This is a genomic window from Streptomyces sp. NBC_01635 (assembly GCF_045209715.1).
Classification (GTDB): Bacteria; Actinomycetota; Actinomycetes; order Streptomycetales; family Streptomycetaceae; genus Streptomyces; species Streptomyces hirsutus.
The window spans coordinates 2,584,805-2,608,439 of record NZ_CP109277.1; the positions used below are offsets into that span (position 1 = coordinate 2,584,805).

The 23,635-nt window shown below is 69.6% G+C and carries 23 protein-coding genes; 9 read left to right on the plus strand and 14 right to left on the minus strand.

Translation table 11 applies throughout. The features are described 5' to 3' along the window. Positions 1-24: 24 nt before the first annotated feature. On the plus strand, positions 25-1,611 hold the full coding sequence (locus OHB56_RS12215) for a DUF1996 domain-containing protein (protein WP_406353175.1): 1,587 nt from the start codon (positions 25-27) through the stop codon (positions 1,609-1,611). Positions 1,612-1,752: 141 nt separating this feature from the next. Here OHB56_RS12215 and OHB56_RS12220 read toward each other — a convergent pair whose 3' ends face one another. Next, on the minus strand, positions 1,753-2,238 hold the full coding sequence (locus OHB56_RS12220) for a hypothetical protein (RefSeq protein WP_326752282.1): 486 nt from the start codon (positions 2,236-2,238) through the stop codon (positions 1,753-1,755). Positions 2,239-2,367: 129 nt separating this feature from the next. Here OHB56_RS12220 and OHB56_RS12225 point away from each other — a divergent pair, with 129 nt between their 5' ends. The 3 genes from OHB56_RS12225 to OHB56_RS12235 all read left to right on the plus strand — a co-directional run bounded on the left by OHB56_RS12225 (position 2,368) and on the right by OHB56_RS12235 (position 5,654). Then, complete coding sequence (locus OHB56_RS12225) at positions 2,368-4,401, plus strand: hypothetical protein (RefSeq protein WP_406353178.1); 2,034 nt, start codon at positions 2,368-2,370, stop codon at positions 4,399-4,401. Positions 4,402-4,488: 87 nt separating this feature from the next. Beyond that, positions 4,489-5,208, plus strand: a complete 720-nt coding sequence (locus OHB56_RS12230) for a TetR/AcrR family transcriptional regulator (protein WP_326752284.1) — start codon at positions 4,489-4,491, stop codon at positions 5,206-5,208. Between the two features lie 38 nt (positions 5,209-5,246). After that, positions 5,247-5,654 carry a hypothetical protein gene (locus OHB56_RS12235; RefSeq protein WP_406359019.1) on the plus strand — a complete coding sequence of 136 codons (408 nt, stop codon included), beginning with the start codon at positions 5,247-5,249 and terminating at the stop codon, positions 5,652-5,654. Positions 5,655-5,744: 90 nt separating this feature from the next. On the opposite strand, the gene OHB56_RS12240 is transcribed toward OHB56_RS12235, so the two are convergent. The 5 genes from OHB56_RS12240 to OHB56_RS12260 all read right to left on the minus strand — a co-directional run bounded on the left by OHB56_RS12240 (position 5,745) and on the right by OHB56_RS12260 (position 13,804). After that, complete coding sequence (locus OHB56_RS12240; RefSeq protein WP_326752286.1) at positions 5,745-6,110, minus strand: isomerase; 366 nt, start codon at positions 6,108-6,110, stop codon at positions 5,745-5,747. A 65-nt stretch (positions 6,111-6,175) separates the two neighbouring features. Then, positions 6,176-11,614, minus strand: a complete 5,439-nt coding sequence (gene pulA / locus OHB56_RS12245) for a pullulanase-type alpha-1,6-glucosidase (protein ID WP_406353181.1) — start codon at positions 11,612-11,614, stop codon at positions 6,176-6,178. 206 nt (positions 11,615-11,820) lie between these two features. Then, positions 11,821-13,194 carry an alpha-amylase family protein gene (locus OHB56_RS12250; RefSeq protein WP_406353183.1) on the minus strand — a complete coding sequence of 458 codons (1,374 nt, stop codon included), beginning with the start codon at positions 13,192-13,194 and terminating at the stop codon, positions 11,821-11,823. Between the two features lie 180 nt (positions 13,195-13,374). Next, on the minus strand, positions 13,375-13,632 hold the full coding sequence (locus OHB56_RS12255) for a hypothetical protein (RefSeq protein WP_406353185.1): 258 nt from the start codon (positions 13,630-13,632) through the stop codon (positions 13,375-13,377). A 25-nt stretch (positions 13,633-13,657) separates the two neighbouring features. Further along, on the minus strand, positions 13,658-13,804 hold the full coding sequence (locus OHB56_RS12260; RefSeq protein ID WP_406353186.1) for a DUF397 domain-containing protein: 147 nt from the start codon (positions 13,802-13,804) through the stop codon (positions 13,658-13,660). 164 nt (positions 13,805-13,968) lie between these two features. On the opposite strand from OHB56_RS12260, the gene OHB56_RS12265 reads away from it, so the two are divergent. From OHB56_RS12265 to OHB56_RS12275, 3 genes are all read left to right on the plus strand, one after another. After that, entirely contained in the window at positions 13,969-14,274 is a 306-nt protein-coding gene (locus OHB56_RS12265) for a hypothetical protein (RefSeq protein ID WP_406353188.1), read from the plus strand. A gap of 150 nt (positions 14,275-14,424) precedes the next feature. Next, positions 14,425-14,574 (plus strand): hypothetical protein, encoded by a 150-nt coding sequence (locus OHB56_RS12270; protein WP_406353189.1) that lies wholly within the window; start codon positions 14,425-14,427, stop codon positions 14,572-14,574. A 7-nt stretch (positions 14,575-14,581) separates the two neighbouring features. Continuing rightward, the gene (locus OHB56_RS12275) at positions 14,582-15,184 is read left to right on the plus strand and encodes a hypothetical protein (protein ID WP_406353191.1); all 603 of its coding nucleotides are present in this window, start codon (positions 14,582-14,584) and stop codon (positions 15,182-15,184) included. A gap of 478 nt (positions 15,185-15,662) precedes the next feature. Here the strand turns inward: OHB56_RS12275 and OHB56_RS12280 are convergent, their stop codons facing one another. Further along, positions 15,663-16,109, minus strand: coding sequence for an SUKH-4 family immunity protein (locus OHB56_RS12280; protein ID WP_406359021.1), 447 nt, complete (start codon positions 16,107-16,109; stop codon positions 15,663-15,665). Positions 16,110-16,691: 582 nt separating this feature from the next. Here OHB56_RS12280 and OHB56_RS12285 point away from each other — a divergent pair. Next, positions 16,692-17,501: a transposase family protein gene (locus tag OHB56_RS12285; protein WP_326757295.1), complete on the plus strand. Its 810-nt coding sequence runs from the start codon at positions 16,692-16,694 to the stop codon at positions 17,499-17,501. Positions 17,502-17,618: 117 nt separating this feature from the next. Here OHB56_RS12285 and OHB56_RS12290 read toward each other — a convergent pair whose 3' ends face one another. The 4 genes from OHB56_RS12290 to OHB56_RS12305 all read right to left on the minus strand — a co-directional run bounded on the left by OHB56_RS12290 (position 17,619) and on the right by OHB56_RS12305 (position 19,297). Next, positions 17,619-17,993, minus strand: a complete 375-nt coding sequence (locus OHB56_RS12290) for a DUF6228 family protein (RefSeq protein ID WP_406359023.1) — start codon at positions 17,991-17,993, stop codon at positions 17,619-17,621. A 62-nt stretch (positions 17,994-18,055) separates the two neighbouring features. Then, positions 18,056-18,178 carry a hypothetical protein gene (locus OHB56_RS12295; RefSeq protein WP_406353192.1) on the minus strand — a complete coding sequence of 41 codons (123 nt, stop codon included), beginning with the start codon at positions 18,176-18,178 and terminating at the stop codon, positions 18,056-18,058. An 85-nt stretch (positions 18,179-18,263) separates the two neighbouring features. Further along, positions 18,264-18,473, minus strand: coding sequence for a DUF397 domain-containing protein (locus OHB56_RS12300; RefSeq protein ID WP_406353193.1), 210 nt, complete (start codon positions 18,471-18,473; stop codon positions 18,264-18,266). Continuing rightward, positions 18,449-19,297, minus strand: coding sequence for a helix-turn-helix domain-containing protein (locus tag OHB56_RS12305; RefSeq protein ID WP_406353194.1), 849 nt, complete (start codon positions 19,295-19,297; stop codon positions 18,449-18,451). Before OHB56_RS12305 ends, OHB56_RS12300 begins: the two co-directional genes overlap by 25 nt. 119 nt (positions 19,298-19,416) lie before the next feature. Between OHB56_RS12305 and OHB56_RS12310 the strand changes: the two genes are divergently transcribed. Then, on the plus strand, positions 19,417-19,701 hold the full coding sequence (locus OHB56_RS12310; protein ID WP_406353196.1) for a hypothetical protein: 285 nt from the start codon (positions 19,417-19,419) through the stop codon (positions 19,699-19,701). Between the two features lie 73 nt (positions 19,702-19,774). Here the strand turns inward: OHB56_RS12310 and OHB56_RS12315 are convergent, their stop codons facing one another. From OHB56_RS12315 to OHB56_RS12325, 3 genes are all read right to left on the minus strand, one after another. Further along, positions 19,775-21,460, minus strand: a complete 1,686-nt coding sequence (locus OHB56_RS12315; protein ID WP_406353198.1) for a glycoside hydrolase family 13 protein — start codon at positions 21,458-21,460, stop codon at positions 19,775-19,777. 191 nt (positions 21,461-21,651) lie between these two features. Next, complete coding sequence (locus tag OHB56_RS12320; RefSeq protein WP_406353200.1) at positions 21,652-22,581, minus strand: sugar ABC transporter permease; 930 nt, start codon at positions 22,579-22,581, stop codon at positions 21,652-21,654. A gap of 13 nt (positions 22,582-22,594) precedes the next feature. Beyond that, complete coding sequence (locus OHB56_RS12325; protein ID WP_406353202.1) at positions 22,595-23,599, minus strand: carbohydrate ABC transporter permease; 1,005 nt, start codon at positions 23,597-23,599, stop codon at positions 22,595-22,597. Positions 23,600-23,635: the final 36 nt, after the last annotated feature.

The window sequence follows — 23,635 nt, forward strand, 5'->3', positions numbered from 1 at the left end:
CCGCAAGGAAGTCAGAGGAGTTCCATGGGACGCAATACAAGAAAACGCCGTATGCCGTTGGCCGCCAAGGCAGTAGCCGGGACGGCGGCCCTAGCGCTCGGTGGGGGCGGGCTGGTCTGGGCGAACTTCTACGCTTCGGCCGGCGAGTCGAACCAGGCGCAGAATCAGACGAAGACGAACGCGGCACAGCAGATTGCCACGATCGACTGCCCGGACGTGGGCCAGCAGCTCCCCGACGTGCCGGACCCGGCCCGCGGTGAGGTCGACGGTGAACTGGCCTCGATGGACCAGCAGATCACCGACGCCTATCAGAGCCTGGTCGCCACCCGCCGGGCACAGGCCGGGGACTCGCAGTACGTCCAGAACACCATTCTGGGTCCGCTCAAGGACCGGCGTAAGGTGCTCATCGACCGGATCAAGCTGGAGATCAGCCGCGCGGGCGGTCAGGCTCCCGGGAACCTGGACGAACTCGCCTCCTGCTCCGGCCGCCCCGCCGACCAGCCGCTGCCGACCGACGGTCAGAACGGTGACGGCCAGAACGGTGACGGCCAGAACGGTGACGGCCAGGACGGCGGTGGTCAGGACGGCGGTGGTCAGGACAACGGCCAGGACCAGGGCGACGGTCAGAACGACGGCGGCCAGGACCAGGGCGAGGGCCAGACCCCGAACGACAACGGCAACGGCGCCGCGGGCCCGTTCGCCGAGGACTTCATCAACATCAACGACGTCCAGCCGAACTCGCGCAACCTGCCGAACGGTCTGGCGGCCAACGGCAGGTCCGGCTCCAAGGGCAGCTTCACCACGAAGTGCGGAGTCAACGAGAACAAGCTGTACAACAGCGACAACATCATCGTGGCTCCCGGTGTCGCGAACGGCGCGCACCACATGCACGACTACGTCGGCAACCAGAGCAACAGCTCGCTCTCCAGCGACGACGACCTGGTCGCCGCCGAGACGAGCTGCCAGAACCAGGGCGACAAGTCCTCGTACTTCTGGCCGGTGCTGCGCGTGCAGGACGGCACCCAGGAGTTCGACGCGGCCGACCAGGGCGGCGGCGCCGAGGGCAACGTCGGCAAGATCCTGCAGGCCAAGGAGGCCCAGCTCCGGTTCGTCGGCAACAAGCGGAGCAAGGTCGTCGCGATGCCGAAGCTGATGCGCATCATCACCGGTGACGCCAAGGCGTTCACCAACGGCCTGGCGAACGCCAACACCTCGTACAGCTGTACCGGCTTCGAGGACCGGCAGTCCACGGACAAGTACGTGCTGTGCCCCGAGGGCAGCCAGCTCGTGCGCACGTCCAACTTCCAGAGCTGCTGGGACGGGCAGAACGCCGACAGCGCCAACCACCGCACCCACGTGGCGTTCGTCCAGGCGGACGGCAGCTGCGCGAACGGCTTCAAGGCCATCCCGCAGCTCCAGGTCCGCCTGGTGTACGACGTTCCCGCCCCGACCATCGAGAACGGTCAGGTGAAGAACCCGTACGCCGTGGACAGCTTCCCGGAGCAGCTGCACAAGCCGATCACCGACCACAACGACTTCATCAACGTCATGGACGAGAACCTGATGAACAAGATGGTCAAGTGCATCAACAAGGGCAAGAAGTGCACGTAGTCCCCACGGTCGTCCCCTGAGAGGGACCGGTGAGGAGAAAGGGCCGGTGGCGGGAATCCCGCCACCGGCCCTTTCCGTGTTCCCGGTGCTCCCGGTTGCCCGGCGTGCTCGTTCGGACGCCGGGCCCGGCCGGGCCCGGCGTCAGCCCTCGTGCCCGGAGTGCCCGCCCGTCCCCTTCCCCGCCCCGCCGGACGGGTGCGCACCGCCGCCGTGGTCCATGCTGCTGTGGTCGATGCCCTCCTCCACGTCGCCGCCGAGCCGGCCGCGCAGGTCCTCGAGCACCTTCTCCTCACCGACGGCGACCCACTTGCGGCCGACGAGGTAGAAGCCGCCGTAGTCCTTGGCCGTCTCGATCCACTCGCGCTGGCCGCGGTCGGTGGCGAAGGTGGCGAGGACGTACTTCTCCTTGCCCTTCTCGCAGATGGCCTGGCGGATCGTGTCGGCGTCGGTCTGCATGTTCGGCTCGCACTTCACCTCGGCCGCCAGGTGCTCCAGGCTGCCGGTGGCCATGACCGGCGCCTCGCTCTTCCCGTCGCCGTTCGTCTCCTCACCGCCGGACCCGCAGCCCGCCAGCGCCAGTACCGCCACCGCGCCGGTCAGCGCGAGCATCGGTCGGGTCAGCCTCATGAGTTCCTCCGGTCCTTCCGGCGACATGCCGCACGGAGCCCCGGCGAGGGGCTCTCCGCCTTCGATACGGCTCGGGAGCCCGGAGTGCTCAATCGGTGACCTGCGGCCGCATCGCTCGTTCTGACTGACGTGCAGTCACAGCATGCCGCCAGGCGCCCCGCTCCCCCTTCCTCCGACGGACCGCTCGTCGACGTCGGGCAGGCCGAGGCCGCCCTCGTCGAGCACTATCCGCGGCTCGTCCGGCTCGCGTACCTGATGCTGCCTCCGGAGCAGCGCGGCCGGAGCCGGCGGGTGCTGACCGCGCACGCCCTGGTGCAGCGCGCGCTGCCCCGCGGCCGCACCGCGGCGCCGGCGATCCCCGCCCAGCCCCGGCAGTCCGCCGACGGCCGGGCCGCGCACGCCGCGCGGGCAGGGCGGCGGCCGGACCGGGCCGCCGAGGCCGCCCGGCCCGCGCGGGCCGACGACGAGGACGGCGGCCCCGGGTACGCGCTGGTCCGGCTCCAGGTGGTGCGGACCGCGCTGCGGGCGTGCCCCTCGCGCAGGCGCGGGGCACGGCGCAGGCGGGCCGGGCTGTCGGCCCTGCCCCCGCTGCCTCCGCTGCTGCCCCAGGTGTGGGGGCTGCGCCTGTTCCCCCGGTCCGGGGGTGCCGAGGAACTCGCCCTGGAGCAAAGGCTGTCCGCCCTGTCCGGTCCGGCCCGTGCCGCCTGGGTGCTGCGCGGCCCGGAGCGGCTTTCGGACGACGACGTCCGCGCGGTGCTCACCGACGCGGGTGCAGCCGATGCCGCGGGGGCGCTGCGCGAGGCCGACCGGGTGCCGGCCGAGTACCGGCTGCTCGGCTCTCCCGCGTTCGACCCCTGTTCGCTCCAGGCCCGGCCCACCGATCTGGTGCGGCGCCGCCGGCGTCTGAAGGCCGCGCTGGCCGCCGGGGCCGCGCTCGTCGTCTGCGGTGCGCTGTTCGGGCTGCCGGACGACGGCTGGGGCCCCGACGGTGCCGCCGCGCCGCCGTACGCGCTGAACCGGGCCGCGCAGGCCGCCCTGGACCCGGGGAAGCTGACCCGGGTCTCCCCCGCCGTCTGGAAGTCCTCCGCGCGTACCGACTTCTCCGTGTGGCCGGCCCGCGGTGACCTGGCCGGCGACGCGGGCCTGCTGCGGCGGGCCCTCGCCGTGTGGGCCCGGCCCGGGGAGCGGGTGCGGGTGTCGGCGACGCCGGGCACCCCGTCCGGCGGTCCGGCCGGACCGCCCCAGTTGCTGTACGCCGGGACGGTCGACAACGCGCGCGTGGTGATCCTCCACGACGGTCTGCGCATCACCAGGTACGCCGAGCCCCTGGACGGCGCCGAGGGCGCCGCCCTCGACTTCGCGCGGGTCGACGGCGCGGACCGGGCCGGGGCGAGCGCGCTGGTGCTGGGCCGGTCCGACGGCAACGTCCGCTATCTGACGGCGCCCTGGGTCCGTGCGGCCGGTGCGCGGGACCTGCGCGAGCCCGGCGCGGACACGGCGGACCTCTCGCTCACCGACGGCGTGACCTCGCCGCTGGCCGGTCCGGCCCCGAAACCCGGCTCGTGCACCTCGTGGAACGTGCTGGAGCTGACCGACGGCGCCGGCACCCGGCTGGTGACCGACCTCGGCGAGCTGGTCCCGGCCGTGCTGACCGCGGGGCGGCCCGGCAGGGCCGGTGCGGCCACCGGGGAGAAGGCGCTGCGCACCTGGTCGCCGTTCGCCTGCTCCCTGGCGTCGATGCGCTCGGCGGGCGTACGGAGCGTGAACGCGTGGGCCTTCGCCGAGCAGCCGCTGCCGGACGCGAGCGGTTCGGCGGCCTGGGTGTGCACCCGGGCCGAGACCTGGCAGGGTGGCGGTACCCGGGTGCTGGCTCAGTTCCACACGCCGGGCGCACCGGTCGGGGCGGTGGCGGCCCGGGCCGAGGACGTGCCGCAGTGCGGGGAGCGTGAACCCCGGGTGCTGGCCGGGGTGCTGTGGAAGTCCGGGGCGGGCACCTGGTACCTGCTGGCCGCCGGCAGCCGCGGCACCACGTCGGTCACCGCGACGGGCGGGGTCGAGGGCACCGCGCAGGGCAACCTGCTGACCCTCGAGGCCGAACAGGGCGCCCAGGCCGACCTCGAGGGCACCCTGGAGAACGGGGACCCGGTCACCGGGCTCCGCTGACCCGGGGCGGGCCGGCCGACGGATCGGACGATCACTGCCGCCCGGTCCGGACCGTTCACGGCCGGATTCGATCGGTAGGCTGTATGTATGACTACCGGGGTACGTCGCAGAATGGGAGTCGAGGAGCGGCGGCAGCAGTTGATCGGCGTCGCCCTCGAACTGTTCAGCCGTCGCTCGCCCGACGACGTCTCCATCGACGAGATCGCGTCGGCGGCCGGCATCTCACGCCCGCTGGTCTACCACTACTTCCCCGGCAAACTCAGCCTCTACGAAGCCGCGTTGAGGCGTGCCGCGGACGATCTGGCGTCGCGGTTCGTGGAGCCGCGCGAGGGCCCGCTGGGGGCGCGGCTGCTGCGGGTGATGGGTCGGTACTTCGACTTCGTCGACGAGCACGGGCCCGGTTTCTCCGCCCTGATGCGCGGCGGCCCGGCGGTCCCCGCAGGCGGAGCCTTCTCCATGAAGACAGCCTCGACCACCAACGCGCTGGTCGACTCCGTACGGCAGCGGGCGTACGAACAGATTCTGTCGCACATGGGCGCGGTGGATCCGCCCGCGCGGCTGGAGCTGGTGGTGCGGTCCTGGATCTCGCTCGCCGAGTCGACGGCGTTGCTCTGGCTGGACGGCCGGCGTATACCGCGCGCCGAGCTGGAGACCCAGCTGGTGCACGACTTCGCCGCGCTCTGTGCCGTCGCCGCGGCCCATGACGAGGAGTTGGGCGTGCTGCTGCGCGGCCTGCTCAAGGACGAGCCGGGCGACGGGCCGTTCGTCGACCTGGTGGGCCGGCTCATGGCGCTGGCGTCCCGGTGAGCACCGTGACGACGTGGGGGCTGGTCGTCGAGACGACCATGGGTTCCGGGGAGCGCAAGCACACGGAGGCCCATGTGGTGGCGCACGTCACCGGGTCCCGGAGCGAGGCGCTCGCGGAGCTGGAGCGACGGGCGCGGAACCACGTCCCCATGCACCCCCTGAGTCCCAAGCGCCGTCGCCTCCTGCGGGCCGGCGACGGGTTCCTGCTCGTCGTCGACGGGGCGTGGCAGTCGTTCGTGACCCGGTTCACCCTGGCGGAACTGCTGGAGGACTCGGCCGCGCCCCCCGCCCCCAAACCCGTGGTCGAGGCACCGGTCCCGCCGCCGGTCGCCCCTGCCGCTCCCTCGAGTGAGCCGGCGGAGCAGCGGGTCGAGCCGGCCGTCGAGCTGGACGAGGACGGCGTGCCGGTGCGGCCGGCCTGGCTGGGCCGCGCCGACCTGGCGTGAGACCGTCCGCCGGCCGGTGAGGCCCGGCCGGGGCCTCTCGTTCGGGTCGGGCCGGACTCGCGGGGTCCGGCCCGATCCGAACGAAAGACCTCAGCCCTCGAACTTCCGGTAGGACGCGTCGAGCTCGCGTACCTCGGCGGAGGCGTGCAGGGTCAGGTCGTCGACCGCCCGCACATGCCGCCGCACCAGTTCCAGGACGGCCTCGGTGAGCCGTGCCTTGGTCTCCTCGGTCCGCCCGGGGAGCAGGGCGATGTGGACGTGCACCAGGGCGTGGGCCTCTGCCTGCTCGTGGCCGATGAAGACGTCGCCGGTCGGGCGCAACCGGGTCTTGCACGCGGGGAGCTTCGCCGCCGCGATCTCCACCACGGTGCTGTGCAGGTCCCGGACGAAAGCGGGCCAGTCGCACGCGAAGGAGGACTTCACTTGTGCGGAGTGGTCGACGGTGATCTGCGGCATGGGTGAGCCCTCCGGTTCCAGGTCGGAGGGCCCACCCTAGCTTCCGCGCCTTTGCGCCGGGTGCGTCAGCCGGCCGCGGTGAACACCGCGACCGAGCGGGCCGGGACGGTGAAGGTGCCGGTGTCCGCCGCGTAGGACGAGGTCTTCACCACCGCGTCCGAGCCCGCCGCCTGCACCGGGTGCAGCCGGTGGTCCGTGCCGGCCAGGGCGCCGACGCGCTGTTCCTGCCGGTCCGGCGTGGCGTTGAAGACGACGACCAGGTCACCGAGGCGCATGGTGATCACGCCGGGTGTCTCGTCCTTCCCGGACAGCGGGAAGGACAGCGCGGACTGCACCTGCCCCGCGGTGTCGAGGGAGAAGGCCCCTTCCGTCGTGCGGATCCTCAGCAGGTCCCGGTACGCGGCCGAGGCGCCCTCGATCTGCGGGCACCCGACCCGCACCGCGCCCAGCAGGGGCTTGGCGTAGGACCACTTGTCGGCGTTGTCGGCGGCCGGCGGCAGACCTCGGCCGAAGCCGTTGCCGTCGGCGCAGTTCCAGTGGATGGCGTTGAACCAGTCCCCGCTGTCGTAGGAGTTGCGGTCCAGGGACTTGGAGCGCAGCAGGTCGGTGCCGGCCTGGGAGAGCGCCGGGCCCTGCGACAGGGCGGCGGTCGCCATGGCGAGGACCTGCATGCGGGCCCGGTCGTCGGCGCTCACGGACACCGGCAGCTTGAACGCGAGCGCGTCGAACAGCGACTCGTTGTCGTGCGCGTCGGCGTAGGCGAGGGCGTCGCCCGGGACGGCGGCGTATCCGGCCGGTGAGCCGTTGTAGTCGACCTGGGAGCCCTTGACCTCCTTGCCGTCGGTGTCGGTGAAGCGGTACTCGGCGAGGTTGCCGCTCAGGCCCACCTTGATCAGGTCCTGGTAGTGCAGGAGCCGGGCCTTCTGCTCGGCCTCGGTTCCGTTGTCCTCCGAGGAGTTCGGGTCGGTGTAGAGGCCGGAGGCGAAGCCCTGGACGCCGGGGTCCTCGTCGAAGGGACCGCCGCCGCGGACGGCGTCGCGGGCCCGGTCGGAGAAGGTGGCGATGCCGGTGCCGGCCATGTTCTGCTGCGTGGCCTGCTCGAAGCGGACGTCGTCGGCGATCTCGCCGAAGTTCCAGCCTTCGCCGTACAGGATGATTTTCTTGCCGTCGACGCCGTCCTTCTTGAGGGTCAGCGCGTCGAGGGCCTTGCGGACGGCGAGCATGTTGGCCTTCGGGTGGTGGCCCATGAGGTCGAAGCGGAAGCCGTCGACCTTGTACTCCTTGGCCCAGGTGACGATCGAGTCGACGACGAGCTTGCCCATCATGGCGTTCTCGGGTGCGGTGTTGGCGCAGCAGGTGCTGTTGGCCACGGAGCCGTCGGCGAGGAGCCGCTGGTAGTAGCCGGGCACGATCCGGTCCAGGACGCTGGTGCCGGCCTGGCCGCTGGCCGCGGTGTGGTTGTAGACGACGTCCATGACGACGCGCAGGCCGTCCTCGTTGAGCGCCTTGACCATCTCGCGGAACTCGACCGTGCGGGCCGTGCCGTCCGGGTCGGTGGCGTAGGAGCCCTCGGGGACCGTGTAGTGGTACGGGTCGTAGCCCCAGTTGTAGGCGTCCTTGGCGGCGGCCTTCGCCACGCACTCCTGCTGCTTGTCGGAGTCGGCCGGGTGGGCGGCGAGGTCGCAGTCGACGGTCGCCCGGTCGGACTTCTTCTCGGGGATGGTCGCGATGTCGAAGGCGGGCAGCAGGTGCACGTACGAGGTGCCGGCCTCGGCCAGCTTCCGCAGGTGCTGGGAGCCGTCGCTGTCCTTGTCGGTGAAGGCCAGGTAGGTGCCGGGCCGCTTCGCCGTGCGGTCCTCGACGGAGAAGTCGCGGATGTGCAGCTCCTGGATCTGGGCGTCCTTGAGGGGGACGGCCTTCGGCTTGTCCAGGCCCGACCAGCCCTTGGGGGCGAGGTCGCGGTCGCCGAGGTCGACGACGAGGCTGCGCGCGGAGTCGGTGGTCAGGGCGACCGAGTAGGGGTCGGTGACCTTGTTGGTGACGAGGTCGCGGGTGCTGGGCGCCCACACCTGCACCGCGTACCGGTAGGGCTTGCCCTTCCAGGACTTCGGGCCGGTGACGGACCAGACGCCGGTGGCGTCGTCGCGCCGCATCCGGGCGGTGGAGCCGCCGATCTCCAGCGAGACGCTCTGCGCGGTCGGCGCCCACACGGAGAGCGTGGGACGGCCGTCGCGGAAGACGGGGCCGAGCTCCGCCTTCGTCGCACCGGCCGCGTACAGGTCGTCCAGGGCGCCCGCGATCTGCACGCCGGTCGCCGCGAGCACGGCGCCATTCGCGGACCGCTGGGCGGCGACGACCTGGCCGCGCAGGGCCTCGCGTACGCGGTCCCGGTCGCGCGGGTCGACGGAGTGGGCGGTGCCGTCCTTCAGGTGCGGGAACTTCGCCTTCTGCGCGTCGGTCAGGGCGGTCGGGAGCAGCCGGATCACGCGCGTGTCGTCACCGAGGACGAGCGTGCCGTCCTGCGCCTTCACGGAGCCGGTGCGGGAGGCGAGGAGCTGGGTGGAGGCGGCGCTCGCGGAGCCGTTCCAGACGACGGTGTTCCGGTCGATCCAGACCGCCTTGGAGGTGGCCAGGTCGACGGCGGCGGCCGAGCCGGGCGGCTGGGGCAGCAGGTACTTCTCCTCGCCGCTCAACAGCCACACCTCGTGGCCGTTCGCCTTGAGGTCGAGCGACTGGTCGGAGGGGAGGTCCTTCTCGTCGCCCTTGTGGATGATGTAGCTGAGACTGGTGGCACCCTCGGTGAGCGGTACCTCGAAGACCGCGCCATAGGGATCAGTCTTCACCGGTTTCAGGGGCTTCGACCAGTCGGTGGGGTCGGCGGCGCCGGTCCACACGTGCAGGCCCCAGCCGTCGTAGTCGCCGTCGGCGCGCTGGTAGTGCAGCACCGCCTTGCTCTTGTCCTGCGCCGGGTACTCGGGCCGCTCGGTGGTGACGGTCTCCTTGCCCTGCTCGATCCAGATCTCGCCGTTCTTCGTGACGTCGATCGTGCGGTCGGTGGAGACGTCCTTGGTGCCGTCCTCGTCGATCACCAGGAAACCGACGTCCGAGGCGCCGGGCTTGAGCTTGACGTGGGCGAAGGCGCCGTAGGCGTCGCGGCCGGTGAAGGGGTGGCTGTTGGGCCACTCGGTGGCCTCGCCGTCGGCGAGGTCGCCCCAGGCGTACAGGCCCCAGTCGTCGTAGTCGCCGTCGGCGCGCCGGTAGTGGACGACCACGTGGTCGCGGGAGCCCGCCGTGGGCGGTTCCTCGACGGGCGGGGTGCCGGTGGTGGAGGCGGCCCGGGCGCTCGCGGTGCGGCCGGCGGAGTCGATCGCGACGGCCTTGTAGCGCAGGGCGGTGCCGGCCGGCACGTCGTCGCCGATGGTGTGGGTGACCTGGTGCGGGGCGTGGTCGGAGGAGCCGAGCGTGCGCCACTTCCCGTTGCCGGTCTGGGCGGCGAAGACGACGCGGTTGAGCTGTCCGCCCTCGACGTCGGCGGTGAGTTCGACGGTGCCGGTGGCGCCCGCTTCGGGGGCCTGGAGGGTGACCGCGGGCTTCGCGGCGGGCTCGGCGAGCTTGCCGGAAGCCTTGAGGACGATCGTCGAGCCCGCCGGGACGGTGACGGTGATCTTCCGGTCGGCGCCGCTGGTCACGGAGGCGTCGGTGCCGTGGATGCCGCGGAAGGCCATGCGGGCGGAACCGGTCGCGAAGGTGGCCTTCTTCGTCTCGTCGGCGTTGTTGAAGGCGACGACGTACTCGGTGGTGTCCTGGCCGGTGCGGGTGCCGGTCGTGGTGCGGGAGAAGGCGTAGACGCCGGGGCCGTCGGCCGCGTACCGCTCCTGCTGCACGCCGTCGGTGAGGGCCGGGTGGGCCTTGCGGAGCTTCGCGAGGGCGCTGATCTGCCGGTAGAGCGGGGCCTTCGTGTCGTAGGTGTCGTCGGCGTGGGTGCGGTCGGTGCCGAGGAGGTCGTCGTCGAGGTAGTCGGCGGTGCGGGAGGCGAACAGGGTCTGGCGGGCGTCCTTGTCGCCGCCGGCGCCGGTGAAGCCCTGCTCGTCGCCGTAGTAGACGACGGGGTTGCCGCGGCTGAGGAACATCAGCTCGTTGGCGAGCATGTCCTTCTTCAGCAGGTCGGCGTCGGACGCCTTCGGGTTGTCCTGCTTCAGGAACGTCCCGATGCGGCCCATGTCGTGGTTGCCGAGGAAGGTGACCTGCTCGTAGGCGTTGGCCCGGTCGGTCGTGTACTTGTGGTCGTCGCCGAAGACCGAGGCGAGCTTCTGCGCGCTGCCGCCCTGGGAGGCGTACTGGCGGGCCGCCTCCTGGAAGGGGAAGTCGAGGGTGGCGTCGAGGCGGCCCTCGGTGACGTAGGGGGCGGTGACGTCGGTGTCGGCGGAGTAGACCTCGCCGAACATGAAGAAGTCGTCACGCCCCTTCTTCGCCGCGTAGGCGTCCAGGGCGGTGGCCCACTGGGTCCAGAACTCCATGTTGACGTGCTTCACGGTGTCGATCCGGAAGCCGTCGATGTCGAAGTCCTTCACCCACCGCTGGTAGATCTTCTCCATGCCGTCGACGACCTCGGGACGCTCGGTCCACAGGTCGTCGAGGCCGGAGAAGTCGCCGTACTCGCTGGACTCGCCGGCGAAGGTGGAGTCGCCCCGGTTGTGGTACATCGCCGGGTCGTTGAGCCACGACGGGACCTTGACGTTCTTCTTCGCGGCGGGGACGGTCGGGGTGCGCGGGAACGATCCGGCGTCGACGCGCGGGAAGGTGCGCGAGCCGTCGGCGTAGTCGGCGTCGTCGAAGGGCTTCCCGTCCTTGGTCAGGTAGGGGAAGGCGCCCTTGGAGAGGTAGTCGTAGGACTTCTCCTCGTAGTCGACGACGTCGGCGGTGTGGTTGGTGATGACGTCGAAGAAGACCTTCATGCCCTTGTCATGGGCTTTGTCGATGAGGGTCTCGAGGTCCTTGTTGGTGCCGAAGTGCGGGTCGACCTGGGTGAAGTCGGTGATCCAGTACCCGTGGTAGCCGGCGGACGCGTCCTCGCCGGTGCCCTGGACGGGCTGGTTCTTGAAGATGGGGGCCATCCAGATGGATGTGGTGCCGAGCCCCTTGATGTAGTCGAGCTTCTGGGTGAGGCCCTTGAGGTCGCCGCCCTGGTAGAAGCCCTTGTCGGTGGGGTCGTACCCGGTGCTGAGCCGCGAACCGGTGAGTCCGCCCCGGTCGTTCTTGGCGTCCCCGTTGGCGAAACGGTCCGGCAGGACGAAGTAGAACTGCTCGCGGGTGAGGTCGTGCCGCGCGGGGGCCTTCGCCAGCGTGGCGTCGGACGGGGGCGCGGGGGGCGTGGCGGCCTGAGCTGCCAGGGGCTGTACGAGGGTGGCGGCAAGGGCGGCGGCGAGCGCTGCCGCGGTGACCGCGGCCACCCGCCTTCCCTGCGTGGTGCGGCGCGCCGGGGGCGCGGGCCATCTGGGTATCAAGGCGTGAACTCCTTGCGATTACGGCTCATTTGGGGTCCGACCCCACGCCACGGCACGACCTTTTCCGGCCATGTCACCGAGGCACCGGCGTGACCGTATCGCCGTTGAAAGCTTTACAGCAAGGGTCATGAAAGTAACGGTAAGGACTTACATCCGGGCGCCGGCCGCGCCTCTCCCCCGGGAAGGGCGGCGCGGCCGGCGCGCGTTCAGCAGGAGGACTTGCCCGCGTACACCGCGAGGGCTGTGTTCGAGCCCAGGGTGGCGGTCAGCTGCCCCGAACCGTTCACCGTCACCGGCGTGTTGTTCTGGACGTTGCAGTACGTGCCCGCCGGGAGCGAGGTCTGGTAGGTGCGGGTCAGGGAGCCGGACTCGTGGTTGACGGCCACGAAGCCCTTGTTGCCCCGCCCGAAGGCGATGGCGTCGTTCCCGTTGTCCCACCAGTTCGTCACGGCCTGGCCGCGCGTGGCATTGCGGAAGGCGACCATGGACTTGATCTCCGGCCAGGCGTGCTGGCACTTCCAGCCGTTCTGCCAGCAAGCGTTCACCTGACCGCCGTTGGGCGGACCGGCGTCGTGGTCGGAGAACTCGTAGCCGGAGTTGATGTCCGGGGAGCCGTAGGGCCAGGCCAGCATGAAGACGTTGGCCAGGGTGTAGTTGGCGTTGTCCTTGTAGCTGAGCGTGGAGCCGTTGCGCTCGGTGTCATGGTTGTCGACGAAGACGCCGGAGACACCGCTGTTCATGTAGCCCCAGCCCTCGCCGTAGTTCTTCAGGTAGGCGAGGTTCTCGTTGTTGAAGACCCGCTTGAGGTCGTAGGCGTAGCGGAACTCCTGGACGTCGCCGGTGCCGGTGTACTCACTGGGCTGGACGGCCTCACCCGCGCCGTAGATGGCCTCCTGCTTCCAGTACACGCCGGGGTTGGAGAGCCGGGACTTGATGTTCGCCAGGTCGGCGGCCGGCATGTGCTTGGCCGCGTCGATGCGGAAGCCGTCGACCCCGAGGGAGAGCAGGTCGTTGAGGTATCCGGCGATGGCACCGCGGACGTAGTTCTCGCCGGTGTCGAGGTCGGCGAGACCGACCAGTTCGCAGTTCTGGACGTTCCCGCGGTCCTGGTAGTTGGTGATCTGCGAGGTGCAGTTGTCGAAGTCGGGCGACGAGTACAGGCCCGGGTAGTTGTACTTGGTGTACGAGGAGCCGCCGGTGCCGGTTCCGTTGCCCGCGGCCATGTGGTTGATGACCGCGTCGGCGACGACCTTCACGCCGGCCGCGTGACACGTGTTCACCATGTTCCGGAAGGCGGTGCGGTCGCCGAGCCGGCCGGCGATCTTGTAGCTGACGGGCTGGTACGACGTCCACCACTGCGAGCCCTGTATGTGCTCGGCGGGCGGGGAGACCTGGACGGAGCCGTACCCGGCGGGGCCGAGGGTGGTGGTGCACTCGCGGGCGACCGAGTTGAAGTTCCACTCGAAGAGGACGGCGGTGACATCCTTGTTCCCGGGCGGCGCGGCCTGCGCGACAGTCGGGGTCATGACAACCGAAGCGACCGCGAGCGCGGCGACCCCGGCGAGGGTTCTGCGTGCCATGTGGGGTTCCTTCTTCATCGAAGGGTGTGGGGAGTGCGAAGGCGCCTGAAGCTTCTTGCTGAAACCTTCAGAAACCTTGCGGTGACGCAGATGTTAAAGCTTCACCCTCCGAAAGGGCAGCGGTCGGCGTGAAGTTGCGGCAAGAAATTCCGGAAGGACGGCCTGCCGGTCCGTTCGGGATCAGCTGAGCAGCCCCGCCCGCACCCGCTCATCCGTCAGCAGTCGCAGCACCCCGGGGTCGTCGGCGAACACGTCCTCCGCTCCGGGGGCCATCGCCTGGTGGAACATCGCGTACACCACATCGGCGGTCGGCTGTTCCCATACGGTGCTCGTCCACTCGCGCACCCCCTCGGCGTCACCCTCCTCGTGTGCGCGCAGCCACTCCTCGATGCACAACCGAGTGATCCGGTAGACCTTCCGCCGGCCCTGTACCAGCACTCCGCGGTTGAGCCCGAAGACCTCATCAGGACGTGCTGTGCTGTATGCCTTCGACGAACGCAGCCCAGGCAGAGGGGGCGACGAACAGGACAGGTCCGGTGGGGGTCTTGCTGTCGCGGACGGGGACGAAGCCGTAACCCAGACCTCCCGCCGGGACCGGTCTGTCCGCCAAGGGGCAGGCCGGCCCTCCGTTGGTCAGGGGCTTGCGGAGCGGGTGGATACGGTGACGAGCGGTGCGGCTCCGATGCTTCCGGAGCGGACGACGTTTTGAGGGGGCGTATGGGGAATCGACGGCTGCATGGATGTCTCGGCACGGTGGTGGGGCCGGCTCTCGCCGTGCTCACGGCCACGCTTCTGGGCAGGGCGTGGAATGCCTGCGACATAGGAGTGAACAACGCGGCCAACAGCAACTTTCTGCTTTTCCTCTTCATCCCGGGCCTCTCGACGGTCCTGCTGTTGGGCTGGGTTGCGATGGGCACCCTCCTTGGGAACCGTCCCTTTCTCCACGCCTTCGCCCTCGCGGTGACTCTCCCCGCCGTTTCCTGGTTTGCTCTCTCCCTCTTCTGGAGTGGCACCACCTACGACTGCCCCAGCGGCGTGCCCTCATGGTGGCCGGATTTCCTCCCAGCCCCGGGGTTCTGAGGCGCGCGTCTACGATGGCCGGAACTGGGCGGCACCGGGTCTTGCGCGGTCGCTGCGGGCCCCCAGCGGTCCCGCAGCGACCTCTGCAAGACCGTTCCCTACCCGGCCGGCGATGCCACCGCCGTCCGTACCGGAACCGGCCTGTCTTGGATGGCCGACGGCCATCACGGCACCGCCTCGATGGCGGTCGACGTCACCTCCCAGGGCATCGCCCGCCGCCGCACCAAGCCCTTCGTCGAGAACCACGGCGCGACACCACCAGCCTGGCCCGACGACAAAAACTTCCTCAGAATCAAGTGAGTGGAACATGACAGTGGCGCATGACGCATATGTGCGGCAGCTGATCGCACGGGCGAAGGACGGCACCATTCCGCCGCAGGAAGTGCAGCAGATCGCCCAAGCCGTCCCCGAGTGCCGGGCCGGCCGAGAGCTCTACCAGCGGCTGTACGCGGTAGCCCGTGCGGGCGGCCCGGCATACGAGCCGCTGATCGCCACGTATCTGATCCACCCCGAGGATCCCGAGGTCTCTGCGCTCGCCGTGCAGGTGCTCACGGGGCACTGGAGAGTGGGAATGAAGTACCGGGAGCAGATCCTCGAGTTACTGGGCTCCCCCGAGTGGGATACGAGCGATGATGCGTTCATGGCCGCGGTCTCGGGGGCGGGGGAGATCCTGCACGACGGGTTCGACGCCGAACTCCTCCGCGCTCTGCTGAAGCTCGCCGAGGAACGCCGCGGTGAGTACAACGACGATCTCATGCAGTGTTTCGCGGTGGCGGCGATCGCCCGCGCTCTGGGTGCCGGTCACGCCGAGTCGACGAGGCTGCCCGAGGGAGTCACGCGTGCGGAGTGGTCGCAGGACTTGCTGCGGGCCGCGCGTGACCGACTGCACGAGGCGGCGCGTCAGCCCTGAATCCGCTGGCAGTCGGGTTGGCCGACGCAGTCGGCGGGCATGAGGGTGTGCCGGGCTGCAGTGGCAGCGACGACGGGGCGGGCGGTTCGAGGAGTTGCTGTCGGATAGCAGCGCCACAGTCCGTTACGTCAACGAAAATAAGGTGACACCGTGTCACTCGCTTTGATGGGCGTGCTGATGCTCATCAGCCTGGCCACTGCGGCGGCGGGCATCGTGACCGTTGTTCTGATGCTGGACAACCCGCCCCTGTCTCCGTCCAGGCTCTGTGCCGTTCTCGTTCTGGTCTTCGGTTCTTCGGCAGCAGCCGTGTACTGCTACGGCTGGTTCTCCGTCGCCATGGGAGGGCCGTTTCCCGAGGTGTGCGAAGACCGGAACGCCTCCGGTGCCGAGTGGGCAGGCATCGAGCAGGAGCACTGGCCTCTTCGTAGCGCCTGCGTCTACTCCGACGGCACCGCAGTGGAGCACGTCTCCATGTCGATCAACGTTCTCGTCTGCGTGCCGGCGGGTCTCGCCGTCGTCCTGGCCTGTGCCGGCGCAGCCCTGCGCAGGCGGTCCCGTCGCTCTTGCCGGAGCAGACGAACGTCTCCCAGGTCCGCAGTACCTCCACCAGGTGTTCCACCGATGTGTTGACCAGACCGTACTGCTCGCCCGGACCGCCTTCACAGCCCCTGAGCATCCAGACCGCACCGCTGTCGGTCAGCAGCCAGTACGAGTCGATGCCCTCATTGAAGAGACCGAGGAACACCGCTCGGCCTGCGGGAAGTTCGCGGTCTGCCAGTTCGCGGTCCCGGTCACGTACGAACATCCGGTTGCAGTCGGCCGGCAATCCTCGCTCAGCAAGGAGGCGGGCTGCCTGACCGGATACCCCGCTGGAGGCAAGACTCTGCTCGTCATACGGCAACCAGGTCACGTCACCCATGCCCATTGGCCCGTCCTTCACGTCTGGCCCCTGTGGTCGAACTGGTCCTTTCGATGGTGTCCCACCGGGTGGTGCAGCGGATCTCCGCGGTCCCGACGCTGCGGGGCCGGAGACGGATGCCTTGCCGAAAAGCGTGAGCAGTCGGCGGTCATGTGCCACTTAAGCGCTCAAACGAGCAGCATCAGGACAGCAGTGGCCAAAGTGCTCACACCTTTGGGACGGTGCGTCCTCCCCAGGCCGCGGGCGGGCGTCCGGGCATCGCACACGACGAGGTCGCCCCCCGGGGGCGGCATCGATCACGACGTCCTTGTCGCCGCTGCCCACAAGCCAGCCGGGTCGCCACTCTCCCTCGACCAACTGCGCCAGGAACAGCGTTGAGTCGCTTGAGAGCCGGGTCTGCTTTTCCGCTGTTTTCCTGGCTTCCCCCTCACTGACGTTTTCTCAGCGAAATGATCTACGCGAAGCGGCATGAACCGCTCCATGCGTGAGCAGGCCGGACGGACTGGGCCCGGCCGTGGACAGACGTAAAGCCCCTGGTAGGACAGGTCTCACCACAAGATCATGTCCGTAACCACCAGAGGCTTCACGTTGGTCACCTATGTTGCCACGCTCGATGTCCCGCGCCACGTCGTGGACCACCTCTCGCGTCTGCTCGCCGCCCACCGCCGCCGAATCGGCACTCCGCGAGGCAGCCGGGCGCTCGGCCCGTTCCGCCAGGCCGTGCTGGTGCTGCGTTGGTTCCGCGAACGCGGCTGCGTGCACTGCCTGGCCCGCGACGCGGGCGTCTCTCAGGCCACCGGCTACCGCTACCTGCACGAGGGCATCGACGTCCTCGCCGCCCAGGCCCCGGACCTGCACGCGGTCCTGGACCACTGCCGACGCGCGGGGATGACCCACGTGATCCTCGACGGCACACTGATCGAATCGGACCGCCTCGCCGGCGTCCGCGACAACGGCAACGACTGGTGGTTCAGCCAGAAACACAAGGCGTTCGGCGGCAACGTGCAGTTCCTGGCCGCTCCGGACGGCACCCCGCTGTGGGTCTCCGACGTCGAACCCGGCTCCACCCCCGACGTCACCGCCGCCCGCATCCACGCCCTGCCCGCCCTCTACAAGGCGGCGGCCGACGGGCTGCCGACCCTGGCCGACAAGGGCTACATCGGCGCCGGCATCGGCATCCTCATTCCCGTCCGCCGCCCCAACAACCAGTCCGAGCAGGCACTTTGCGCGGACACCCGTGCCTTCAACACCCTCGTGCGGAGCGTTCGGGCCCTGGGCGAGCGCACCGCTGCCGAGCTCAAGCAGCGCTGGCGCACGCTGCAGCACGTCACCCTCAGCCCCAGCCGGATCGGCGACATCGCCCGCGCCGCCCTCGTCCTCAACGGAATCTGGAAGTGACCATCGTTGAGAAAACCTCACTGACTACCACCGGCGGGAGATCCGGATCGTTGATCGAGCTTGCGGTGAAACCGATGACTCGTCCGGTGGTGGGGCCCGGCATGAGGGCTCGTTCAGCTACTCCGCGACGCTCGCAATGAACGTGTGGATCTCGGCGGTGAGGTTGCGCATATCCTCGCCTGCCGCGTGCACTGTGGTGGTCTCGAACTGCCATTCCTCAGAGGGTGCCCGGTCACGGATTCCCCAGGTCAGTTGGACGTGGCCGCCAGGTCGGTGCTCCGCTGAGAGGGTCAGGTCATAGCAGAGGGAGTGCCAGGTGCGCACTCCTTCCCAGCCCCGGAAGTCTTCGGCAAGTGCGGCGAGGAAGGTGTCGAAGCCGTCGCCGTCCCAGGTCTCCGCCGAGGTCTCGACACTTCCCCAGGGCCCGCAGGCCCTGACGAGGAAGTCGAGCGTTGGTTCGTCCTCGAACGGCCGGGTCGGCTCCGAGAGCATTAGACGGGCGGGCCCGGGGCCTCCCACCTGGACCAAAGGGCGGCCGGAATCGTCGTAGTCGATCACGCGATCACGTTAGCCTCGCCTGCGGAGACAGACTTCTGAATATCCTTGTATGCCGCCACGCCCGTGGTCATCGCGAGCTGGATCGTGACCTTGCTGCCGCCCGTCTTCTCGTACGTCAAAGCGGAGCAAGCTCACCTGGCAGAAAGTCACCGACTTTGAGGGCTGCGGCGAAACAACGAGGTCGCGTCACGGTAAGGACCCATATCAGTGCGCGCCGGCCCGTATGCCGTCGATGAACGCCACCCAGGCAGAGGTGCCGAAATGCAGGGTCATGCCGGTGAGGTTCTTGCTGTCACGGACGGGGACGGTGCCGGGGATGTTGTCGGCGAGTTCCAGGCAGTCGCCGCCGCCGCCATCGCTGTACGTGCTCTTGCGCCACACTGCGGCGGTCAGATCAGGTCGAGTACTGCGCATGTCTCGTACTCCTTCATGACCCGCCGGATCAGGGCCGCGGATGCCTCTGGCGGCAGGGCTCGGGCATGGACGAGATCGTAACGATGGGAGTGCCGGGTCACCATGGCCCGGTCTTCCACCAACTCGCCCGAGTGGCCCGCCTCCAGGTAGGCCACGTCCGGCGCGTTGTCGAAGGACAGGAGGGTGAGCGAGCCGCCCATGGCGGAGTGGGCCCCCGCTACGAAGGGCATCACCTGCACCTCGATGTGCGGGGTGCGAGCGGCTTCCAGTACAGAGGCCAACTGCTCCCGCATGACGGTCGGACCTCCCACCGGGCGCCGGATCACCGACTCGTCGAGCACCACCCACAACAGGGGCGGTCGCGGTTTCCGGAGCAGACTCTGCCGACTCAGCCGCGCCGCCACATTCTCTTCGATCTCCTCCACCCTGCACCACGGCTGCCCATGGCGCAGCACCTCACGCGCGTAAGCCTCGGTCTGGAGCAGACCCGGGACGCTGTGCGCCGTGTACTTGTGCATGGCGTTCGCCCTGGCCTCGTACGCCACGAACTTCCGTGCCCAGTCCGGGATCGGCGTCCGTTTGATGTGGGTCCACAGGTCGACCAGGTCGCCGTCGGCCTCCAGGATCTCGTCCAGCCTGGTGTTGACGTCCTCGGGCGGGGTCTCCTTGCCCAGTTCGAACTGGGCGATACGGCTGTGGGCGACGGGGGTCAGGTCACCGAGCCCGCGTTGCGTGAACCCGGCGCGGACGCGGAGCTTGCGCAGTTTCACGCCGTACAGCGCAGGAAGGGACGCGGACGGGTTGAGTTCCTTCGGCGCGGGCATCGACTGTCCCCCGTTTTCGATCCGGTGCAACGAAAACCGTTACCGCTGGTGAGCGTAGCGTCACGTACCGATGATCGTGGGGAGAGTCGGGATCATCACGAGGGAAGGGCACCGTATTCATGGCACCACAGGAACGTACGAGGCGTGCGGCCGCGGTCCAGGACGCCGACGAGGCCAGGAACGAACTCTCCCTGGCACTGGACGACGCCGGCGTGCTCCTGCCCTCGTTGGGGCTCGACACCGTCTCGCTGGCCAGCAACTATCTGCCGCCGCTGGTGGATCTCGGGCGCTGCAATCCGGGCACGGCACGCAAGCTGGCGGAAGCGCTGCGGGAGGGTCGTCGCACCGCCGAGCTGAGCGCCAGGGTGCGTGAGGTGAACCGGCGGAGCGGGCAGCGGACTTGACGGCGCACTCCGTGCAGGGCGAGGGCCCGCCGCTCCCCGGAAGAGAGCGGCGGGCCCTGTGGCGGGCGAGTCGTCAGGCCCGTGTCCACCACACCGTCGTATCTGCCGGCACCTTCGCCTCGTCGCCGGTTTCGGCCACCTCACCATTGGTGATCAGTACCTTGCCGTAGGACGGCACGGTCACCGCCTCGCCCGTGGTGTTCGCGACGCACACGAACTCCCCGCGCCGGAAGGCGAGTACGCCCTCGGGTGCCCGCAGCCACTCCACCGTGTCGCCCGCGCCCAGGTCGGCCTGCTCCCGGCGCACGGCGAGCGCGGCGCGGTACAGCTCCAGGGTCGAGCCGGCCGTTCCGGTCTGCGCCTCGACGCTCAGCTCGCCCCAGTTCTCCGGCTGCGGCAGCCAGCTGCCGCCGCCCCCGAAGCCGTACGAGGAGCCGTCGCGGGTCCACGGGATCGGCACCCGGCATCCGTCGCGGAAGCCGTCCTGGCCCGCGCCCCGGAAGTACGCCGGGTCCTGGCGCACCTCGTCCGGGAGGTCCACGACGTCCGGGAGCCCCAGCTCCTCGCCCTGGTAGACGTACGCCGAGCCGGGCAGCGCCAGCATCAGCAGCGTCGCCGCGCGGGCCCGGCGCAGACCGAGTTCGCGGTCCCCGGCCTCCCGGATCTGGGTGCCGAGGCCCGCCGGGTTGGCGAAGCGGGTGGCGTGCCGGGTGACGTCGTGGTTGGACAGCACCCAGGTGGCGGGGGCGCCCACCGGACGCATCGCGTCCAGGGTGCGGTCGATGACCGTACGCAGCTCCTCGGCGTCCCAGTGGGTGCCCAGGTACTGGAAGTTGAAGGCCTGGTGCAGCTCGTCGGGGCGGACGTAGTTCGCGGTGCGCTCGACGGTCGGGGTCCAGGCCTCGGCGACGAAGATGCGCTCACCAGAGTACTCGTCGAGGATGAGCCGCCACTGCCGGTAGATGTCGTGCACGCCGTCCTGGTCGAAGAACGGCATGACATCGTTGCCCAGCAGCTTCAGCTGCTCGTGGTCCCCCAGGTCGGGCAGGCCCTCGGCCTTCACCATGCCGTGCGCGACGTCGATGCGGAAGCCGTCCACGCCCATGTCGAGCCAGAACCGCAGGATGGAGCGGAACTCGTCGCCGACGGCCGGGTGCTCCCAGTTGAAGTCGGGCTGCTCGGGGGCGAAGAGGTGCAGGTACCACTCGCCCGGGGTGCCGTCGGGCTCGGTGACCCGGCTCCAGGCGGGGCCGCCGAAGATCGACTCCCAGTCGTTGGGCGGGAGCTCCCCGTCCGCGCCCTTGCCGGGGCGGAAGTGGTAGCGGTCGCGCGAGGGCGAGCCGGGGCCCTCGGCGAGCGCCCGCTTGAACCACTCGTGCTGGTCGGAGGAGTGGTTGGGCACGATGTCGACGATGATCCGCAGACCCAGTTCGTGGGCGTCCCGGATCAGCGCGTCCGCGTCGAGCAGGGTGCCGAACATGGGGTCGACGGCGCGGTAGTCGGCGACGTCGTAGCCGGCGTCGGCCTGCGGGGAGGCGTAGAAGGGGCTGAGCCACACGGCGTCCACGCCGAGGTCGCGCAGGTACGGCAGGCGGGAGCGGATGCCCTCCAGGTCGCCCATGCCGTCGCCGTTGCTGTCGGCGAAGCTGCGCGGATACACCTGGTAGATCACCGCGTCCCGCCACCAGTCGTGGCGCCTGGTGGCGGTGGCTACGGCGGCGGTCGTGGGGGCCGGGGCGGCGGCGTGCTGCTGGCTCATGTCGTCCTTGAATACGTGGGGTCGGTCAGGGAAGCGAGTGGGGCCGGGGGCCGAGGAGGCGGGAGGCGGAGACAAGGCGGCCGCGGTGCCGGCGGGATTTGGGGGTCCCCCCTGCTCGAAGAGCTTGGGGGAGGACACCGCGGCCGCCTACCCCGCGCGCTGCGCGCGCGGGAGTCGTCGGACGGAGGGCGTCAGCCCTTCGTGCCGCCCGCGGTGAGGCCGGCCACCAGGTTCTTCTGCACGAGGTAGAAGAACGCGGAGACGGGTATCGCGATCAGCACCGCGGTGGCGGCCATGAGGTTGCGCTGGGCGTCGTGCTCGCTGACGAAGCTCTGCAGACCGACGGCGAGCGTGTACTTCTCGTCGTCCAGCATGAACGTCGTGGCGAAGGCGACCTCGCCGAACGCCGTGATGAAGCTGTAGAAGGCGGCGACCGCCAGGCCCGGCTTGGCGAGCGGCAGGATCAGCCGCACGAACGTGCCGAACGGGGACAGCCCGTCGACCCGGCCCGCTTCGTCGATCTCGAACGGAATGGTGTCGAAATAGCCCTTCATCAGCCACGCACAGTACGGCACCGCGGTCGAGCAGTAGACGAGGATGAGGCCGAAGTAGGTGTCGATCAGCTGAAGGTCGGACAGGATCTGGTACATCGGGACTATCAGGACGGCCACCGGGAACATCTGGGTGACCAGCAGGACCCACATGAACTTCTTGTACCCGGGGAACCGCATCCGGGACACCGCGTACCCGGTGGTGGCGGCGACCAGGACGCCGATGACGGTGGTGCCGAGCGAGACGATCAGCGAACTCTTCAGCCAGTCGAAGAAGTTCGTGTTCTGCAGCACGAACGCGTAGTTGTCCAGCGTCATCTTGCCCCAGATGCCGCTGGGGCGCAGATAGTCGTCCTTGTCCGGGCCGAGGGACAGGAAGACCAGCCAGGCGACCGGGAACAGCGCGACGACGCTCGCCACGATCAGGATGCCGTGCGAGGCGAGGGCCCCGCCGCGGCCGATCTCACCGCGCCGGGCGCTGGGCCGCCGGGTGCCGGGCAGCCGGGGCGTGGTCTTCTCGGCCGGCTTGCCCGTCACCACGGCTGACGGCGGGCTGTCGAGGGTACTCATGGGGGCTCCTGCCTCAGATCGCGAGCTGCTGCTCATTGCGGTTCAGCCAGCGGCGGTAGAAGGAGGTGAAGACGATCAGGATGGCCAGCAGCAGCATGCCGTAGGCCGCGGACTGCGCGAAGTCGCGCGGCTGCTGCCCGAAGCCCAGGTAGTAGGCCCAGGTGGCGAGGATCTGCGCGTCCGGCGCGGTGTTGCCGAACAGCAGGAAGATGACGGCGAACTGGTTGAAGGTCCAGATGACGCCGAGCAGCACGACGGTGGAGCTGACCGAGCGCAGACCCGGCAGGGTGACGTGGCGGAACCGCTGCCAGGCGCTGGCGCCGTCCATCTCGGCCGCCTCGTACAGGGTGCCGTCGATCGACTGGAGGCCGCCGAGCAGGGAGACCATCATGAACGGCACACCGCACCAGGTGTTGACCATGATCGCGGCGAACCGCTGCCAGAAGGTGTCCTCGAGCCACAGCGGCGTCGGCAGGCCCAGGGATTCCAGGCCGGAGTTGATGATGCCGGCGTCGGCGAGCATGAACCGCCAGCCGAAGACGGTGACGAAGATCGGCACGGCCCACGGCAGGATGAGGATCAGCCGGTAGAAGGTGCGGCCGCGCAGCTTCTGGTTGAGCAGCAGGGCCAGGCCCAGACCGATGGTGTAGTGCAGGCAGACGCAGGCCGCCGTCCAGACGATCGTCCAGATGAAGTGCGACCAGAAGCGGTCGTACGACGTCTCGCCCCAGAGGATGTCGGCGTAGTTGTCCAGGCCGATGAACTTGTAGGTGGCCTCGATCTCGTTGACGCCGATGGTGCGGGCCGTGTTGAGGCTGTTGGCGTCGGTGAGGGTGAGGTAGAAGCCGTACGCCAGGGGATACAGCACGAGGACGCCGAGCACGACGACCACGGGCACGATCATGGCGAAGGCGTACCAGTGCTTCTGGTAGGCGTGCTTCAGGCGGCCGGCCCGGCCGGAGCGGGGCGGGCGGTCACCGCTGCGCTTGCCGGTCGCGCGGTCGATGGCGACTGTCATGGTTCGGCACCTTCTGGATGATCAAGGGGTTCGGCA

What these genes read in the sequence shown, in the direction of transcription:
- OHB56_RS12280 (WP_406359021.1), bottom strand. Translation starts at nt 16,109, where the DNA reads ATGGGCATGGGTGACGTGACCTGGTTGCCGTATGACGAGCAGAGTCTT.
- OHB56_RS12235 (WP_406359019.1), top strand. Translation starts at nt 5,247, where the DNA reads ATGGGTTCCGGGGAGCGCAAGCACACGGAGGCCCATGTGGTGGCGCAC.
- OHB56_RS12325 (WP_406353202.1), bottom strand. Translation starts at nt 23,599, where the DNA reads ATGACAGTCGCCATCGACCGCGCGACCGGCAAGCGCAGCGGTGACCGC.
- OHB56_RS12250 (WP_406353183.1), bottom strand. Translation starts at nt 13,194, where the DNA reads ATGGCACGCAGAACCCTCGCCGGGGTCGCCGCGCTCGCGGTCGCTTCG.
- OHB56_RS12215 (WP_406353175.1), top strand. Translation starts at nt 25, where the DNA reads ATGGGACGCAATACAAGAAAACGCCGTATGCCGTTGGCCGCCAAGGCA.
- OHB56_RS12320 (WP_406353200.1), bottom strand. Translation starts at nt 22,581, where the DNA reads ATGAGTACCCTCGACAGCCCGCCGTCAGCCGTGGTGACGGGCAAGCCG.
- OHB56_RS12315 (WP_406353198.1), bottom strand. Translation starts at nt 21,460, where the DNA reads ATGAGCCAGCAGCACGCCGCCGCCCCGGCCCCCACGACCGCCGCCGTA.
- OHB56_RS12270 (WP_406353189.1), top strand. Translation starts at nt 14,425, where the DNA reads ATGGCCGACGGCCATCACGGCACCGCCTCGATGGCGGTCGACGTCACC.
- OHB56_RS12240 (WP_326752286.1), bottom strand. Translation starts at nt 6,110, where the DNA reads ATGCCGCAGATCACCGTCGACCACTCCGCACAAGTGAAGTCCTCCTTC.
- OHB56_RS12275 (WP_406353191.1), top strand. Translation starts at nt 14,582, where the DNA reads ATGACAGTGGCGCATGACGCATATGTGCGGCAGCTGATCGCACGGGCG.
- OHB56_RS12230 (WP_326752284.1), top strand. Translation starts at nt 4,489, where the DNA reads ATGACTACCGGGGTACGTCGCAGAATGGGAGTCGAGGAGCGGCGGCAG.
- OHB56_RS12220 (WP_326752282.1), bottom strand. Translation starts at nt 2,238, where the DNA reads ATGAGGCTGACCCGACCGATGCTCGCGCTGACCGGCGCGGTGGCGGTA.
- OHB56_RS12305 (WP_406353194.1), bottom strand. Translation starts at nt 19,297, where the DNA reads ATGCCCGCGCCGAAGGAACTCAACCCGTCCGCGTCCCTTCCTGCGCTG.
- OHB56_RS12310 (WP_406353196.1), top strand. Translation starts at nt 19,417, where the DNA reads ATGGCACCACAGGAACGTACGAGGCGTGCGGCCGCGGTCCAGGACGCC.
- OHB56_RS12290 (WP_406359023.1), bottom strand. Translation starts at nt 17,993, where the DNA reads ATGCTCTCGGAGCCGACCCGGCCGTTCGAGGACGAACCAACGCTCGAC.
- OHB56_RS12300 (WP_406353193.1), bottom strand. Translation starts at nt 18,473, where the DNA reads ATGCGCAGTACTCGACCTGATCTGACCGCCGCAGTGTGGCGCAAGAGC.